The sequence below is a fragment of the Comamonas sp. B21-038 genome, assembly GCF_022387135.1.
Taxonomy (GTDB): domain Bacteria; phylum Pseudomonadota; class Gammaproteobacteria; order Burkholderiales; family Burkholderiaceae_C; genus Comamonas; species Comamonas sediminis.
This window is the reverse complement of record NZ_CP092462.1, coordinates 1-13,876: the sequence shown is the minus strand read 5'-3', so window position 1 is coordinate 13,876 and position 13,876 is coordinate 1. Positions and strand designations below refer to the sequence as shown.

The 13,876-nt window shown below is 65.6% G+C and carries 12 protein-coding genes; 3 read left to right on the top strand and 9 right to left on the bottom strand.

Features of this window, described 5'->3' with window-relative positions; all coding sequences use genetic code 11:
* The first annotated feature begins 98 nt into the window (after positions 1–98).
* The 3 genes from MJ205_RS00060 (at position 99) to MJ205_RS00050 (ending at position 3,591) form a co-directional block, all read left to right on the top strand.
* Positions 99–1,142, top strand: coding sequence for an AraC family transcriptional regulator (locus MJ205_RS00060; RefSeq protein ID WP_239810628.1), 1,044 nt, complete (start codon positions 99–101; stop codon positions 1,140–1,142).
* Positions 1,143–1,260: 118 nt separating this feature from the next.
* Positions 1,261–1,941, top strand: coding sequence for a glutathione S-transferase family protein (locus MJ205_RS00055; RefSeq protein WP_239810627.1), 681 nt, complete (start codon positions 1,261–1,263; stop codon positions 1,939–1,941).
* Between the two features lie 21 nt (positions 1,942–1,962).
* Positions 1,963–3,591, top strand: a complete 1,629-nt coding sequence (locus MJ205_RS00050; RefSeq protein WP_239810626.1) for an AMP-binding protein — start codon at positions 1,963–1,965, stop codon at positions 3,589–3,591.
* 42 nt (positions 3,592–3,633) lie between these two features.
* Here MJ205_RS00050 and MJ205_RS00045 read toward each other — a convergent pair whose 3' ends face one another.
* From MJ205_RS00045 to MJ205_RS00005, 9 genes are all read right to left on the bottom strand, one after another.
* Positions 3,634–5,250 (bottom strand): GMC family oxidoreductase, encoded by a 1,617-nt coding sequence (locus MJ205_RS00045; RefSeq protein ID WP_239810625.1) that lies wholly within the window; start codon positions 5,248–5,250, stop codon positions 3,634–3,636.
* Positions 5,247–5,978: an ABC transporter ATP-binding protein gene (locus tag MJ205_RS00040; protein ID WP_239810624.1), complete on the bottom strand. Its 732-nt coding sequence runs from the start codon at positions 5,976–5,978 to the stop codon at positions 5,247–5,249. The genes MJ205_RS00045 and MJ205_RS00040 overlap by 4 nt, the downstream gene beginning before the upstream one ends.
* Entirely contained in the window at positions 5,971–7,791 is a 1,821-nt protein-coding gene (locus tag MJ205_RS00035) for a branched-chain amino acid ABC transporter ATP-binding protein/permease (protein WP_239810623.1), read from the bottom strand. The genes MJ205_RS00040 and MJ205_RS00035 overlap by 8 nt, the downstream gene beginning before the upstream one ends.
* A complete protein-coding gene (locus tag MJ205_RS00030; protein ID WP_239810622.1) occupies positions 7,791–8,711 on the bottom strand; it encodes a branched-chain amino acid ABC transporter permease in 921 nt (306 codons plus the stop codon). Before MJ205_RS00030 ends, MJ205_RS00035 begins: the two co-directional genes overlap by 1 nt.
* Before the next feature lie 81 nt (positions 8,712–8,792).
* Positions 8,793–9,986: an ABC transporter substrate-binding protein gene (locus MJ205_RS00025; RefSeq protein ID WP_239810621.1), complete on the bottom strand. Its 1,194-nt coding sequence runs from the start codon at positions 9,984–9,986 to the stop codon at positions 8,793–8,795.
* 142 nt (positions 9,987–10,128) lie between these two features.
* The gene (locus MJ205_RS00020; RefSeq protein WP_239810620.1) at positions 10,129–11,763 is read right to left on the bottom strand and encodes a GMC family oxidoreductase; all 1,635 of its coding nucleotides are present in this window, start codon (positions 11,761–11,763) and stop codon (positions 10,129–10,131) included.
* 100 nt (positions 11,764–11,863) lie between these two features.
* On the bottom strand, positions 11,864–12,559 hold the full coding sequence (locus tag MJ205_RS00015) for an HAD family hydrolase (RefSeq protein ID WP_239810619.1): 696 nt from the start codon (positions 12,557–12,559) through the stop codon (positions 11,864–11,866).
* 28 nt (positions 12,560–12,587) lie between these two features.
* Positions 12,588–12,992 (bottom strand): YchJ family protein, encoded by a 405-nt coding sequence (locus MJ205_RS00010; RefSeq protein ID WP_239810618.1) that lies wholly within the window; start codon positions 12,990–12,992, stop codon positions 12,588–12,590.
* Positions 12,993–12,995: 3 nt separating this feature from the next.
* A complete protein-coding gene (locus MJ205_RS00005) occupies positions 12,996–13,715 on the bottom strand; it encodes a DUF4197 domain-containing protein (RefSeq protein ID WP_239810617.1) in 720 nt (239 codons plus the stop codon).
* Between the last annotated feature and the right edge of the window lie 161 nt (positions 13,716–13,876).

Below are 13,876 nucleotides of genomic sequence, written 5' to 3'. Positions count from 1 at the left end.
TTCAGCATACGCGAGCGTGCCGCGCAAATGATGGCAGGATGGTTGCAAATGTCGCCAGTACAATGGCCCTGCTTGGCGCTATTTAAACCCCACCCTCCATGCCCAAACCCCTGCCCTCTTCTGCCGTCGTGCACCACCCCGCAGTCACGCCCATGGCCTTTGTCCGGGCAATCGCCCGTGCCTACCAGCACCGGGGGCTGAGTGCGGATCGTGCGCTGCAATTGGCGCAAATCGATCCCTTGGCGGTCGAAAAAGATGGCCCTGGCATCACCGCCTTGCAGTTCGAAACCCTCTCCGACGCCGCCATGCAGGAGCTGGACGACGAGGCCCTGGGCTGGTTCAGCCGCCGCCTGCCCTGGGGCAGCTATGGCATGCTGGCCCGCGCCTCGCTCACCAGCCCCAACCTGGGGGTGGCGCTCAAGCGCTGGTGCCGCCACCATGGCCTGCTCACCGATGACCTGGCGCTCAGCCTGCAGGTGCAGGGCGAGACGGCCACGGTCGAGATCATCGAACACACCGGCCTGGGCGAGCTGCGCGAGTTCTGCCTGGTCTCCATGCTGCGCAATATGCATGGGCTGTCGAGCTGGTTTGTCGATTCGTCGCTGCCGCTGTTCAAGGTGAGTTTTCCGTTCGACGCACCCGCCCATGCCGATGTGTATGCGCTGCTCTTCCCTGGCGATGTGCAGTTTGGCGCACCGGTCACCCGCATGCAGTTTGATGCGCGCTACCTGGCCTTGCCGATTGCCCGCGACGAAGCGGCGTTGCAGCGCATGCTGCAGCGCGCGCTGCCGCTGACCGTGCGTCCCTACCGCCGCGACCGGTTGATGGTGCAGCGCGTGCGCCAGTTGCTGGCGGCCGACCCCTCGGCGATGCACAGCGCCGACAGCCTCTCGGCCAAGCTGCACCTGTCGCTGCGCACCCTGCACCGCCAGCTCAAGGACGAGGGCGCATCGCTGCAGGCCCTGAAGGACGAGGTGCGGCGCGAACGCTCGCTGACCCTGCTCCACCGCAGCAACCGGCCGATCAAGCAGATCGCGCAGCTGGCCGGCTTCAGCAATGACAAAAGCTTTATCCGCGCCTTCCGCACCTGGATGGGCATGTCCCCGGCCGAGTATCGCAAGAGCACCCGGCCGCCGGCCTGAGGCTCCGCAGATACGGGCCTGACACCGGCCCGATTTGCAACCTGGCTGACACCTGCAGGGCAGCCACTGGCGTCCATTCGTGCCAAGATGGCGGCACAACATCGGATGGAGACTTGCTGTGATCGAGCTGTACCACTGTGTGAGCGCGCGCTCGTTCCGCGCGCTATGGATGCTGGAAGAGCTGGGCCTGCCCTACCGGCTGCAGATGCTGCCCTTTCCGCCCCGCGCACTGGCCAAGCACTATCTGGCGCTCAACCCGCTGGGCACCGTGCCGCTGCTGATCGACGGCGACACCCGCATGACCGAGTCCGCCGCCATCTGCCAGTACCTGGCCAGCCGCGACCCCGCGCAGCGCCTGGACGTGCAGCCCAGCGACCCCGCCTATGGCAGCTACCTGAACTGGCTGCACATGTCCGATGCGACCTTGACCTTTCCGCAGACCCTGGTGCTGCGCTACCAGTTCTTTGAGCCCGCCGTGCGGCGCCAGCCCCAGGTGGCCGAAGACTACGAGCGCTGGTTTCTGGGCCGGCTGCGCGCGCTGGAGACCGCTGCCCAGGCGATGCCGGACAACCAGCCCTACCTCTGCGCAGGCCGCTTCACGGCCGCCGATGTGGCCGTGGGCTATGCGCTGATGCTGTCGGATTACCTGGGCATGTCGTCCCAATGGGGGCCGGCCACCCAGCACTACTGGATGCAGCTGCAACAGCGTGCCGCCTTCCTGCGCAGCCTGGAGGCCGAAAAGCAGGCCGCGCTGGACCAGCAGATCGACCCCATTCCGTCGCCGTTGATCCGGCCCTGACCTTGCCTGGAAGCCCTCGACATGATCGCCATCACCGACCAGACCACCATTAGCCAGGCACTGCAGGCCGCCATCGCGCGCTACCCCCACCACAGCCTGCTGGCAGTGCCGGCCAACCCCAAGCGCAGCTACCTGTCCGAGGGCTGCGAGTTCAGCTACACGCAGGCCGGCGCCCATATTGCGCGGCTGCAGGCGAGCTACCAGGCGGCCGGCTATGGCGTGGGCCACCGCGTGGGCTTGTTTCTGGAAAGCCGGCCCGAGCACCTCTGGCACAAGCTGGCGATGAACAGCCTGGGCATCTGCTGTGTGCCCATCAATCCCGACTACAAGCGCCGCGAGCTGAACTACCTGATCGACCATGCGCAGCTGGACATGGTCGTCTGCCTGCCCGAGCGGCTGGAGGCGCTGCAGCAGTCCCTGCAGGACACGCGCAACCAGCCGGCGCTGGTCTGCACCGATCCGCAAGATGGCAGCGCCATCACACTGCCAGCAGCACGCTCGCAGCCGTCGGGCCGCTTGAGCGCCGATACGCCTGCGAGCATCCTCTACACCTCCGGCACCACCGGCCAGCCCAAGGGCTGCGTGCTGTCGCATGCCTATGAGCTGGCCGCTGGCAAGTGGTATGCATCCCACCCCGGCCATGTGTCGATCCAGGAAGGCCGCGAGCGCCTGTTCAACCCGCTGCCGCTGTTCCATGTCAACGCCTCCATCCTGTCGTTCTACTGCATGCTGCTGAGCGGTGGCTGCCAGATCCAGACCGACCGCTTTCAGCCCAGCCGCTGGTGGGAAGAGGTGGCCAGCAGCCGCGCCACCATCGTCCACTACCTGGGCGTGATCATTCCACTGCTGCTCAAGCAGCCGCCATCCGACTGGGAAGAACAGCACTGCGTGCGCTTTGGCTATGGCGCGGGGGTGGAGCCACAGCTGCATGCCGCTTTCGAGCAGCGCTTTGGCTTTCCGTTGATCGAGCTGTGGGGCATGACCGAGGTGGTGCGCACCCTCTCCGACCATGGCGACGACCGCCAGGTGGGCACACGCTCCTTTGGCCGGGGTGCGCCCGGGCTGGAGGTGCGGGTGGCCGATGAGAGCGGCCAGCCGGTGCCGCCCGGCACGCCTGGCGAGATGCTGGTGCGCCACTCGGCCGAGACGCCGCGCAAGCATTTTTTCAGCGAATACCTGGACAACCCCGAAGCCACCGCCAAGGCCTGGGAGGGCGGCTGGTTCCACACCGGGGATGTCGTGGTGCAGGACCCCGATGGCCTGCTGCACTTCATGGACCGGCGCAAGAACATCATCCGTCGCTCCGGCGAGAACATTGCGGCCGCCGAGGTGGAGGCCGTGCTGCTGTCCCACCCCAAGGTGCACCAGGTGGCCGTTCTGGCCGCGCCCGATGACATCCGCGAAGAGGAGGTGCTGGCCAGCATCGTGCTGAGCGAAGGTGTGGCGCCCGGCACTGCCATCTGCCAGGAGCTGTTCGCGTTCTGCCAGCAGGAGATGGCCTATTACAAGGTGCCAGGCTGGTGGTGGTTCACCGACGAGATCCCCACCACCGGCACGCAGAAGATCCAGAAGCACCGGATTCTGGCCGCAGGCCAGGATGTGCGCAGCCTGCCCCAGGTGCTGGACATGCGGGCGCACAAAAAACGCTGACGGCGCCGGGCCCGCTGCTGCAGGGCGAGGAGTGCCGGGAGTCTAGCCTGCGCGGCGCAGCAGGTCGGCGCCCTTTTCGCCAATCATCATCGTGGCCGCGCAGGTGTTGGCGGAGGTGATCTCGGGCATCACCGAGGCATCGATCACCCTCAGCCCCTGCAAGCCGTGCACGCGCAGCTGGGCATCGACAACGGCACCCGCCTCGGGCCTGGGCCCCATGCGCGCCGTGCCGTTGAGGTGGTAGGACGACACACCGTAGCGGTAGATGAAGTCCAGGATCTCGTCATCGGACTGCACCTGCGGCCCCGGCATGACCTCGTCCACCCGGTAACGCGCCAGCGCCTGGCTCTGCAGCAAGGCGCGGGCCAGCCGCACGCCACGGATCAAGGTCAGGCGGTCGCCCTCGTCCTCCAGATAGCGTGGCTGCACCACCGGATCGGCCAGTGGGTCGTTGGAGGCCAGCTGCACCGTGCCCATGCTCTGGGGCCGGTGCTGCCAGACGCCGCAGGTCATGCCCGGAAACACATCGAGCTGGCCCACATAGCCTTCACGGTAGCTGGCCGGTGAGAACACGCCTTGCAGATCGGGCCGCTCCCGCCCCGGCTGCGAGGCCGCGAACCAGTGCACGACCGAGGGGCTGAGCTGCAGGATATTGGGTTTGCCGCGCAGCCATTGCCAGGCCTGGCCCCAGAGGCGTGGCACACGTGCCAGCTCGTTGATGGTGGTGGCGTTCTTCACCGAGGCGACCAGCCGCACCGAGAAATGGTCCTTCAGGTGCTGGCCCACACCGGGCAGGTGCACCTGCGTGGCAATGCCCAGCGCGCGCAGCCGCTCGCCATCGCCAATGCCCGACAGCTGCAGCAGCTTCGGTGTATTGATGGCGCCGGCGCTGACGACCACCTCGCGCCGCGCCCTCACCTGGCGCCGCACACCGTCCTGCAGGTACTCCACACCGCAGGCGCGGCCGCCCTCGACCAGAATGCGCAGCGCCTGCGCGCCGGTCCGCACATCCAGGTTGCCGCGCCGCACGGCCGGGCGCAGAAAGCAGCCGGCCGTGCTCATGCGCCAGCCGTTGTGGATGCTGCGCTGGAAATAGCCCACGCCTTGCTGGTAGGCGCCGTTGTAGTCCGGGTTGCGCGCCAGGCCCTGCTCGGCGGCGCCTTCCAGAAAGGCCTCGCAAATCGGGTGCGGCCAGTGCGGCAGGCTGACCTTGAGCGGGCCGTTGTGGCCGCGCAGTGCCGGATCGCCGCCATCGACAAAATGCTCGCTGCGCTGGAAATACGGCAGCACCTCGTCATAGGACCAACCGGCATTGCCCTGCGCGGCCCAGCCGTCGAAATCCTCGTGCTGGCCCCGGTTGTAGACCAGGCCATTGATGGAGGTGGAGCCGCCCAGGGTCTTGCCCTGGGGCAGCGGAATGCGCCGGCCAGCGGTGCGCTCCGTCGGTTCGGAGCTGAACTGCCAGGCCACCGCCGGGTTGAAGATCACCTTGATGAAGCCGGCCGGCAGCTTGAGGTAGGGCCGGTGGTCAGGCGGGCCGGCTTCAAGCACGCAGATGCGCAGCGCCGGGTCTTCGCCCAAGCGGGCAGCGACGATGGCACCGGCCGCGCCGCTGCCGACCACCACATAGTCAAAACTGTCGGCGGCCGGCGCGCTCATGCATGGGCTCCCAGGTACGCCGCACGCACCTTGGGGTCGCGCCGCAGATCGGCAGCGGCGCCCTGCAACGTGAAGTGGCCGGTCTCCAGCACATAGGCGCGGTCGGCCACCGCCAGCGCCTGGTTGGCCATCTGCTCGACCAGCAAGATGGTCACCCCCTGCGCCTTGAGCTGGCGCACGATTGCAAAGATCTCCTTGACGATCAGTGGCGCCAGGCCCAGCGAGGGCTCATCGAGCAGCAGCAGCTTGGGCCGCGACATCAGCGCACGCGCAATCGCCAGCATCTGCTGCTCGCCGCCCGACATGGTGCCGGCCATCTGCGTGCGGCGTTCACGCAGCCGGGGGAAGGTGTTGAACTGCTGCTCCACATCGGCGGTAATCGCGGCGGCGCCATCCTTGCGGTGGTAGGCGCCCAGCAGCAGGTTGTCATGCACGCTCTGGTCGGCAAACACCTGCCGCCCCTCGGGCGACTGGGCGATGCCAAAGGGCACGCGCAGGTGGCCGGGCATGCGGGTGATGTCCTGGCCCAGGAACTCGATGCGGCCCGCCGCAGTGGGCTCCAGGCCGGAGATGGCCTTCATCAGGGTGCTCTTGCCCGCGCCATTGCCACCAATGATGGTGACCACCTCACCGGCATGCACCTGCAGGGACACCCCTTTGAGGGCCTGCACGGCGCCGTAGTGCAGCTCCAGCGCCTCGACACGCAGCAATGGTGTTTGCTCAGGCATGGTGGCCTCCGTTCATCGCGTCGTCCTCGGTTTCATCGTCACTGCCCAGGTAGGCGGCAATCACCCGCGGATTGCTTTGCACCTGCTGGGGCGTGCCTTCGGCAATCTTCTGGCCGTAGTCCAGCACGATCACGTGGTCGGACACGGCCATCACCAGGTCCATGTGGTGCTCGATGAGCAGCACGGTAATGCCCAGATCGCGGATGCGCGCAATCACCTGGATCAGCTCCTGCGTCTCCTGCGGGTTGAGGCCGGCGGCCGGCTCATCGAGCAATAACAAACGCGGGTGGGTGGCCAGCGCGCGCGCCAGCTCCAGCCGGCGCTGCAGGCCATAGGGCAGGCTGCCTGCGGTATGCAGCGCCTTGTCGCGCAGCTGCAGGCGGTCGAGTATCTGCAAGGCTTCATCCCGCGCAGCCAGTTCGGCGCGCCGGGCCTTGCCCACCCCGATCAGGCTGGCAAAGAAGCCCGCCTGGATATGCGCATGCAAGCCGACCTTGACGTTGTCGAGCACCGTCATGTCACTGAACAGCCGCAGGTTCTGGAAGGTGCGGCCCAGGCCCATGCGGGCAATCCGGTTGGGCGAGACACCGACAATGCTCTGCCCCGCGAACTGGATGGTGCCGCGCTCGGGCACCACAATGCCCGAGAGGATGTTGAGCAAGGTGGTCTTGCCCGCACCATTGGGCCCGATCAGCGAATGCACATGGCCGGGCTTGATGCACAGATCCACCTCATTGGTCGGCACCACGCCGCCATAGGCTTTGTAGATGCCGCGGCCGTCCAGCAAACCCTCGCTGCCGGTACTGGCCAGCGGCGCGGCCGATTTGAGCTGCCAGGCCGGCAGATCACGCGGCAGCTGCGGCGTGGGCAGCAGGCCCGGCGCATATTTGCGCGCCAGGCTGCGCAAGGTTCCGGCCAGGCCATTGGGCATGGCGTACAGCGCAAACAGCAGCAGCGCACCATAGGTGAAATGCTGCACACCTGGCCAGCGCGACAGCAGCGAATCGAGCAAGGTCAGCACCACCGCACCCAGCAGCGGGCCATAGACGGAATTGCCGCCAAACAGCACCACCAGCAGGAAGAACACCGACAGGTTGAAGGTGATGAAGTCGGAGTTGATGTACTGGTTCTGCTGCGTGATCAGCGCACCGGCAATGCCGCAGGTAAAGGCGCTGATGACAAAGGCCAGCACCTTGAACTTGTAGACGCTGACGCCGACGCTCTCGGCCGCCACCTCGGCGGTGTTGACGGCCATGAAGGCGCGGCCAAAGCGCCCGGCCAGCAGGTGGCGAAACATCAGATGCAGCACCACGCACAGCGCGAGCACAAACCAGACCCAGTGCGACGAGGCAAACATCTGATCGCCGAGCTTCAAGGGCACCACGCCATAGATGCCCTGCTGGCCGGCAAACACATCCTGCCATTCGGAGACCACCTTCTCGACCACGATGCCAAAGCCGATGGTCACCATGGCCAGCGCCGGGCCCTTGACCCGCAGCGCCGGCAGCGCAATCACCACGCCGAACAGGCCGGCCAGCACGCCGGCCATCGCAAACGCGGCCCAGGGGTTCCAGCCCCAGCGGGTGGTGAGCAGCGCCACCGCATAGGCGCCCACAGCAAACAGGCCGGCATGGCCGAGCGATTTCTGACCGGTGTAGTTCACCAGCACATTCAGCCCGGAGGCGGCGATGTAGTTCACCCCGATCAGAAAGACGATGCGCAGGTAGAAGTCGTTGCTGGTCATCAGCGGGATGGCGGCCACCAGCGCCGCCACCAGGGCCAGCCAGCCGTAGTGCTTGATCTCGCTGTTCATCAGACTTTCTCCACGATCTTCTGGCCCAGCAGGCCCTGGGGCCGCACCACCAGCACCACGATGATCAGCAAGAAGATGCTGATCTCGCGCATCTCCGCCTGCCACAGGCCCACCAGCGCTTCGATCAGCCCCAGCACAAAGCCGCCCAGCATGCAGCCGCGCGGGCTGGTCAGCCCGCCCAGAATGGCCGAGGAGAAAGCCTTGAGTGCCAGGCTCATGCCCATGAAGACCGATGCCGTGGTGATGGGCGCAATCAGCAAACCGGCCAGGCCCGCCAGGCTGGAGCTGATGACAAAGGCCAGCACGACGATGGCCGTCACATTGATGCCCATCAGGGTGGCGGCGCTGCCGCTTTGCGCCACCGCGCGCACGGCCTTGCCGATGCGGGTATGGCGCATCACATAGTCGAGCGCGAGCAACACGGTCACGCTGCAGACCAGCACCAGCACCTCCTGGGGCAGCACACCGGCATTGCCGATGCGCAGCACCTCGCTGCCCAGCGGCGAGGGCATGACCAGAGGGGCAGGACCCCAGATGGCCAGCGCCGTGTTCTGGATGATGATGCCAAAGCCGATGGTGCTCATCACCCAGGCCATGCCGCCACGCCCCACAAAGGGCCGCACGGCGGCGTAGTACAGCAGCAGGCCCAGCAGCGCCAGGACGGCCATCGTGCCCAGCAGGCTGAGCACATAGCGCCACAGGCTGACATCGGCGGGCAGCAGGCTGTCGGTGATGTTCTTGCCGGCGAGCAGCAGCAGTACCGAGACCGCGACAAACGCGCCCGCGACCAGGAACTCGCCCTGGCCAAAGTTCAAGGTCTTGGTGGTGTTGAAGGTGATGTTGAAGCCCACCGCCACCAAGGCATAAATACTTCCCAAGGCCAGCCCGCTAAAGACCGCCTGCAGTATCGAATCCAGCATACGTACCCCAGACACATTGCCGCTAAAAAAACCAGGCCTGCGTGCCGCATGGGGCGGGCGCAGGCCTGACGAGCCGATGCCTTACTTCTTCAGATCCGCTGGTGTCAGCGACTTGTAGACACTGTCTTCAAAGCGCACCACGTCGCTGCCCTTCCAGCGGGCGAGGTAGAAGTCGCTCACGCTCAGGCCTTCGTGGTTGGTCTTGCTGAAGGGCTTGTCGTAGGTCTTGATGACGCCGTCGGTGCTGTTCAGGTTTTCCAGCGCAGCGGCAACCTTCTCGCCATCGGTGCTGTTGGCCTGCTTCATCGCTGCGGCCAGCAGCATCACCGAGTCATAGGCCTGGGCGGCGCAGGGGAAGGTCGTCAGGGTGGGGAAGTTCACACGCACGCGCTGGCCCAGGGCCTTGGTCTTGGCGGAGGTGTCTTCGGTCGTCGAGGCCGCCATGATCAGGTGCTCGGCCAGCTTGGTGCCCGCCATCTTGGGCAGCAGCGAGCTCAGGTTGCCCCAGGTGCCCAGGGTCATGGGCATGTAGTTGATCTTCTCCATGCTGCGCAGCACCTGGGCGGCGCCATCGGCAATGCCGTAGATGATCACGGTGTCCGCACCTGCCGCCTTGATCTTGTTGAGCTGCGAGGTCATGTCCGTGTCCTTCGGACCGTACTTCTCGACCGCCACGGGCTTGACGCCATGCAGCGCCAGAATCTCGGTCGCATCCTTGATGCCGCCCTGGCCGTAGCCGGTGGAATCAGCGAGGATCGCGATCTTCTTGTCCTTCGAGGCCTTGACGGCATAGGCACCCAGCAAGGCGACCTGCTCGCGGTCCACCATCGAGATGCGGTAGAGGTAGTTCTGCGGTTCCTTGGCGTAGCGGGTGGTGATTTCGGTGGCCGTGCCAATCGGCACGATCACCGGCACCTTCTTTTGCTGCGGAATATGCAGCCAGGCCAGCGCATTGCCGGAGTTGGCCGGCCCCACAATGCCGCTGACCTTTTCGCTGTCGATCAGCTCCTGCACGGTCTGGATGGCCTTGGGCGGTGTGCCCTGGTCATCACGGATGACACCGACCAGCTTGCGGCCCATGATGCCGCCGGCCTTGTTGATGTCTTCGATAGCGGCTTCAAACCCCCAGCGGCCGGAAATGCCCAGCTCGGCCACGCCGCTGGCCGATTGATCGGCGGTGTAGCCGATCTTGATGTCCTGTGCCTGTGCCGAAAAGGCGAAAACGCTGGCTACCAACGCCGCAGCCTTCGTCAGACGATAGACGAGCTTGTACATGTTTGTCTCCTTGCTTTGTTGTCAAAATCTCTTTGTCAGCCTCGTCTGCACGCACGAGGCCCTTGTCTTCTTCAATATAGCGGCGGATGCCGCAATCGCTCTTCTGGCTTACTCCTAAGTAAGAGTTCGTAACTACAACCCCTTAGTCGCGGTGTGCCGCGAGCAGCAGGTCCGCCGCCTTCTCCGCAATCATCATCGTCGGCGCACCGGTGTTGCCGGAGGGCATGGCGGGCATCACCGAGGCATCGGCGACCCGCAATCCGGCCATGCCATGCACACGCAGCTGGGGGTCGACCACGGACTGGCCATCGCCCGCCGCGCCCATGCGGCAGGTGCCCATGAAATGCCAGGCGGTACTGCCCCGCTCACGGGCAAACTGCAGCAGTTCCTCGTCCGATTGCAGCTGGGCGGACGGCGCCTCGTCGCTGGCCACATAGGGTGCCAAGGCGGCGCTGTGCAGCAAGCGGCGGGCCTGGCGCAGGCCTTCGACCACCAGGCGCTGGTCGGCCTCATGGTGCAGGTAGTGCGGCTGGATCACCGGGCTGTCCCAGGCATGGGCCGAGGCCAGGCGCACATGGCCCTGGCTCTGGGGGCGCAGCTGGTAAAAGCCCAGGGTCATGCCGGGAAAGCCATCGAGCTGGCCGGCAATGCCGGAGGCATAGCTGCCGGGTGAGAAATGGAACTGAAAATCCGCCCGCGCGCCTGGCGCCTGTGCCGATGAGAAGGCATAGGCCACCGAAGGGCTGATGGCCAGAATGCTGGGCTTGCGCACCAGCCAACGCGCCACCTGGCCCCAGAGCCGCCAGCCCCGTGCGGTAGTGTTCAAGGTTGGCGCGTTCTGCACCCGCACGATGGAGCGCAGCATCATATGGTCTTGCAGGCCTTCGCCGACGCCGGGCAGGTGCTGCTGCACCGCAATGCCCAGGTCCTGGAGCCGCTGCGCGTCGCCCAGGCCCGACAGATTCAGCAGCTTGGGCGAATTGATGGCCCCGGCCGCCACCACCACCTCGCGGCTGGCCTGCAGGCGCCGCAGCGGGCCGCCAGGCTCGGCCGCGTACTCCACGCCGGTGACGCGTGTGCCTTCCATCACCAGGCGGCTGACCTGGGCGCGGCAGATGACCCGCAGGTTGGAGCGCCCCTTGGCAGGCCGCAAAAAAGCCTTCGCGGCGCTGACCCGCCAGCCCCGGTGGATCCAGCGCTGGTAATAGCCTGCGCCCTCTTGCTTGGCCGCGTTGTAGTCCTTGCCGGAGGGGATGCCCAGGCTGGCTGCGCCGGCGATAAAGGCATCGCACAGCGGATGGCGCCAGTCACAGTCGGTAATGGGCAGCTCGCCTTCGAGCCCGCGATAGTTCACGTCACAGAGGGCCAGGCGCCGCTCCGAGCGCTTGAAGTACGGCAGCACCTCGTCATAGGACCAGCCTGTGGCGCCCTGGGCTGCCCAGTCATCGTAGTCCTGGGCCTGGCCGCGCACATAGTTGAAGCCGTTGACGGCGCTGGAGCCGCCCAGGGTGCGGCCCAACTGAGCGACGACCCCGCGGCCCAGGGTGGCGGCATCGGGCTCGGTCTTGAATGGCCAGGTGTAGCGCGGGTTGTAGCCGACCTTGATAAAGCCGGCGGGGATGTGGATGTAGGGGTGGTGATCGGGTGGACCAGCCTCCAGCAGACACACCTGGAAGCGGCCCGATGCGCTCAGGCGGTTGGCAAGGATGCAGCCAGCCATGCCGGCACCGACAATGATGAAGTCAAACGCCGCATCCCACTCATGCACAGGCCCCATAACAACTCCAGGTGGCAACCAGACGAAAAGTCTAGGTGCAGCCTGGGATCAGGCCTGTCGCTTCAGTGTCCGCCTCTGCGCCTGGTGGGCAGCGTCATGCTCAGGCCGCGAGGGCCGAGGCGCGCGCCACGCGCTGCGGCAGATCGTCCATGTGTTCAAAGAACTGGCTGGCACCGGCTGCCGCCAGATCGGCCTGCGAGCAGACTGCATGCGCAGGCGGGTGGTAGGCCCATACGGTAGCGCCGGCCGCCACACCCGCCTGGGTGCCGGTCACGCTGTCTTCGATCACCAGACAGCGCTGCGGATCGGCACCCAGCGCAGCAGCTGCAGCCAGGTAGACATCGGGGAAAGGCTTGGTGCGCGGCATCTCATGGCCGCTGAAAATACGGCCTTCAAAATAGGGCAGCAGGCCGGCAATGCGCAACTGCATCACCACCTTCTTGCGGTCGGCACCCGATGCGCAGGCGATCTGCCCGTTGAACTGGGCATGCAGGGCCTTGATCGCTTCCACCGCACCGTCGATGGCTTTGACATCCTGCTCCAGCGCTGCATTGCGGCGCGCATAGAACTCCTCCATCCAGGCATCGGTCAACGGCTTGCGGGTGTGGGCCTCGATCAAGTCCTTCTGGCTGCGCACCATCTTGCCGATGAACAGCTGCAGGCAATCCTCGGACGACAGCACCCAGCCCGCCTCGTTGAGCATCGTGCACAACACCCGGTTGGTGATGACTTCGCTGTCCACCAACACACCATCGCAATCAAACAGCATGGCCTCAAAGCCTGCATTGGGGTTCATTTTGGGATCCTCGAAAAACAGGTGGTGATCAGAACTGGTCACCATCCAGATAAAACCAACGGCCTTGTTCCTGCACGAAGCGGCTGCGCTCATGCAGGCGCACCGCGCGGCCTTGCAGCTTGTAGCGGGCGACAAACTCCACCTCAGCATGGCTGCCATCCACCGGCTCGAAGGCCTTGACCTGCAAGCCCAGCCAGCGGCACTGCGGCTCAAAATCCAGCTGAGACGGGCGGGTAGAGGCATGCCAGGTCGCCAACAGGTAGGCGCGCTCCTCGAGCACAAAGGCGCTGTAACGCGACCGCATCAGGTGCTCGGCATCCGGTGCTGGCATGCCCTCGAAATCCGCTATGAAGCGGCCGCAACAGGCGCTGTAGGCGGCCCCGGATTCACAAGGGCAGGCGGGCTGCGCGGACAATGGGGGTTTCTTGGCCATGGCTTAGCGCAATGCTCCAAAGACCTCGCGCACGGCGGCATTGGCGCTGCCCAGCGGGTTCTGGCGAATCGCGCGCTCCTGCTCGCCAATCACAGCGTAAAGGCCATCGAGGGTCTTGCCGGTCACATACTGGTTCAGATCCAGTGCATCGCTGGAGACGCCAAAGCTCGCTGCCTTGCCCACCAGCTGGTTGTACTGCTGCACGACACCCACCTGACCCGTCGCCTGGGTCACCACCGGCAGAAACCGCTGGGTCAAAGGCTGGCGTGTTTTTTCCATAAAGAACGTGGTTACCGAGCCTTCACCGCCGCTCAGGATTCGCTTGGCATCGTCCAGCGTCATGCGCTGCACGGCATCCAGCAGCACATCCTTGCCCATCGGGACGGCCAGCTCCGCCGCCCGGTTGATGCCCTGCTCCACCTCATCTACATAGCGGCCCTGGCCAAAGCGCCGCATCATCTTGGCCGCCTCACCCATATAGCCAGGCAGCGGAATGCGCAGCTGGGAGTTGTTGAAAAAGCCCCCGTTCTGGCCTAACTGAGACACCGCCACCTGCGCACCCTCGGTCAGCGCAGCCTTGATGCCCTGGCTCGCATCGGTATGGGTCAGATCGGCGAGCGAGAGCGCGAAAGCCGGAGATACCGCACCGGCACCGCCCAGCAGCGCCAATAGATGCAGCAGACGGCGGCGCTGCGCTTGGCGCAGACAGCTTTGCTCTGTCATGGCAGTCCTTGAAATACAAACAGCTATTGTGCCAAACACCGCCATCCAGCCGTGCACCAAGGTGCTTGCCTGCCCGCGCTGAAGTGCAAAAGAGGGTCAGCCGGAAGCTGGGTCCGGCTGCCAGATAGCGCAGCGCAAAAGAAAAACCCCTCTACTCGGGA

Coding starts and splice junctions, on each gene's coding strand:
- MJ205_RS00060 (WP_239810628.1), top strand. CDS start 99: ATGCCCAAACCCCTGCCCTCTTCTGCCGTCGTGCACCACCCCGCAGTC.
- MJ205_RS00050 (WP_239810626.1), top strand. CDS start 1,963: ATGATCGCCATCACCGACCAGACCACCATTAGCCAGGCACTGCAGGCC.
- MJ205_RS00045 (WP_239810625.1), bottom strand. CDS start 5,250: ATGAGCGCGCCGGCCGCCGACAGTTTTGACTATGTGGTGGTCGGCAGC.
- MJ205_RS00040 (WP_239810624.1), bottom strand. CDS start 5,978: ATGCCTGAGCAAACACCATTGCTGCGTGTCGAGGCGCTGGAGCTGCAC.
- MJ205_RS00035 (WP_239810623.1), bottom strand. CDS start 7,791: ATGAACAGCGAGATCAAGCACTACGGCTGGCTGGCCCTGGTGGCGGCG.
- MJ205_RS00030 (WP_239810622.1), bottom strand. CDS start 8,711: ATGCTGGATTCGATACTGCAGGCGGTCTTTAGCGGGCTGGCCTTGGGA.
- MJ205_RS00025 (WP_239810621.1), bottom strand. CDS start 9,986: ATGTACAAGCTCGTCTATCGTCTGACGAAGGCTGCGGCGTTGGTAGCC.
- MJ205_RS00020 (WP_239810620.1), bottom strand. CDS start 11,763: ATGGGGCCTGTGCATGAGTGGGATGCGGCGTTTGACTTCATCATTGTC.
- MJ205_RS00015 (WP_239810619.1), bottom strand. CDS start 12,559: ATGAACCCCAATGCAGGCTTTGAGGCCATGCTGTTTGATTGCGATGGT.
- MJ205_RS00010 (WP_239810618.1), bottom strand. CDS start 12,992: ATGGCCAAGAAACCCCCATTGTCCGCGCAGCCCGCCTGCCCTTGTGAA.
- MJ205_RS00005 (WP_239810617.1), bottom strand. CDS start 13,715: ATGACAGAGCAAAGCTGTCTGCGCCAAGCGCAGCGCCGCCGTCTGCTG.